The following is a 2,286-nucleotide window of genomic DNA, read 5'->3' as shown; positions in this document are numbered from 1 at the left end:
CCTTGATGGCCGGGACCTCGATGAGCCATTCAGTCGGGTCGACCGCGAGTGCCGCCGCGAGATCCGTGGTGGACAGGTCGAGTCCAGAGGCGTCGACGGCATCGGGCGTCGGCGTATGGCCGACGGGTGTGTCGGTCGCCGTGGTTTGGTTCGACAGTCGTTGCAGCGCCCACTTGAGCACGCGGATGTTTTCCCCGAATCCGGGCCAGAGGAAGCGGCCGTCAGCGTCGCGGCGGAACCAATTGACGTAGAAGATCGCGGGTAGCTTGGTCGCGTCCTGGCTCTTGCCGATCTCGATCCAATGGGCGAAGTAATCACCGGCGTGGTAGCCGATGAACGGGAGCATGGCCATCGGGTCGCGGCGCACCTGGCCGACGTGGCCGCTGGCGGCGGCGGTCGTCTCCGAGGACAGGGTGGCCGCGAGGAACACGCCGTGCTGCCAGTCTCGCGCCTGCACGACGAGTGGGACGGTGTCGCGTCGGCGGCCGCCGAAGAAGATCGCGTCAAGCGGTACGCCGGCGGGGTCGTCCCATTCGGTGGCCAGGATGGGGCACTGTTCGATCGGCGTGCAGAACCGCGCATTGGCGTGTGCCGCGCTGGTGGCCGACTCGGGGGTCCACGACTGGCCTCGCCAATCGGTCAGGTGCGCAGGTGGCTCCTCGGTCATGCCTTCCCACCACACGTCCCCGTCATCGGTCAGCGCCACGTTGGTGAAGATCGAATGGCCGGCTGCGATCGTGCGCATCGCATTCGGGTTCGTACGCCAGCCGGTCCCGGGTGCGACGCCGAACAGGCCCTTCTCCGGATTGAGGGCATGCAGCCGGCCGTTCGGGCCGACGCGGATCCAGGCGATGTCGTCGCCCAGGGTCTCCACTCGCCAGCCCGGCAGGGTGGGCTCCAGCATGGCCAGGTTGGTCTTGCCGCACGCTGACGGGAATGCGGCGGCGATGTAATAGCTGCGCTCCTCGGGCGACGTTAGCTTGGCAATGAGCATGTGCTCGGCCATCCATCCCTGATCGCGGGCGATAACCGAGGCGATTCGCAGCGCGTAGCACTTCTTGCCCAGCAACGCGTTGCCGCCGTACCCGGAACCGTAGGACCAGACCAGCCGCTCCTCCGGGAAGTGCGAGATGTATTTGGTGGCGTTGCACGGCCACGGCCGGTCCGCCTCGCCAGGTGCGAGCGGCGCACCGACACTGTGCAGCCCGGGCACGAACTCGCCGTCATCTCCCAGTAGCGCCATTGCCGGCGAGCCACATCGGGTCATGATGTGCATCGATGCCACGACGTACGGCGAATCGGTCAGCTCAACGCCGAGCATCGGTTCCGATGCGGTCAACGGACCCATGCAGTACGGAATGACATACATCGTGCGGCCGCGCATGCAGTTGCGGAACAAGCCGGTGAGAACGCCTTTCATCTCCTCCGGATCTACCCAGTTGTTCGTCATCCCGGCGTCGCGCGGATCCCGGCTACAGATGAAGGTGCGGTCCTCAACCCGCGCGACATCCGACGGGTCCGAACGACACCAGAACGAATCCGGTTTCAATTCCGGGTTGAGTCGGACGAACGTCCCGGACTCGACAAGCTCGTCGGTGATTCGCCGCCACTCGGCGGCCGACCCGTCCACCCACACGACGCGCTCCGGCTGGGTCAATTCAGCGCAATCCCGTACCCAGGCCAACAGCTTGGCGTGTGTCGTCGGGGGTGCGTTCAACCCAGGAATCATTGCCATCACACCAGACTCTTCGCGCCCCAGTCGCTCTTTGACCGCGCCCGCGGCCGGACCAGGAAGAGGGAATCAGAGTCTGTATTTAATCAGTGAACGCCCGGATCCGATGCGGTGCGCGTCACACATTCTCCCTCCCGGGAAGCGTTTTCTGTGACAACGCCCGGCGCAGGAGCGGGGTCCCTGCGAAAACGCGGAGCGTTTTCGTGGGGTGCGGTTCACCGTGGCGCCATGCGGAGCGCGCCGTCCAGCCGGATCGTCTCCCCGTTGAGGTAGCCATTGCGCACGATCGTGGCGGCGAGGTCGGCGAATTCGTCGACGTTGCCGAGGCGAGGCGGGTTGGGCACGGTCACGGCGAGGCCGGCCTTGATGTCGTCGCTGAGGAGGCCACCGAGCATGGGCGTGTCCATGATCCCTGGCGCGATCGAGCACACCCGGAGTCGGGAACCGGCCAGGTCCCGGGCGGCGACGAGCGTCATGCCGACGACGCCGCCCTTGGACGCCGAGTACGCGATCTGGCCGATTTGGCCTTCGAATCCGGCGATCGAGGCGGTGAG

At 66.3% G+C, this 2,286-nt stretch carries 2 protein-coding genes; both read right to left on the bottom strand.

Translation table 11 applies throughout. The features are described from left to right. Positions 1-1,735 (bottom strand): phosphoenolpyruvate carboxykinase (GTP) (locus VFW69_RS11480; protein WP_526501263.1); only part of this gene is annotated, 1,735 nt, incomplete at its 3' end. Positions 1,736-1,947: 212 nt separating this feature from the next. Then, a partial coding sequence (locus VFW69_RS11475; RefSeq protein ID WP_526501261.1) for an SDR family NAD(P)-dependent oxidoreductase occupies positions 1,948-2,286 on the bottom strand: 339 nt, incomplete at its 5' end.

The sequence above is a fragment of the Mycobacterium sp. genome (assembly GCF_036273375.1).
GTDB lineage: Bacteria > Actinomycetota > Actinomycetes > Mycobacteriales > Mycobacteriaceae > Mycobacterium.
This window is presented reverse-complemented; position numbering and strand designations above follow the sequence as displayed.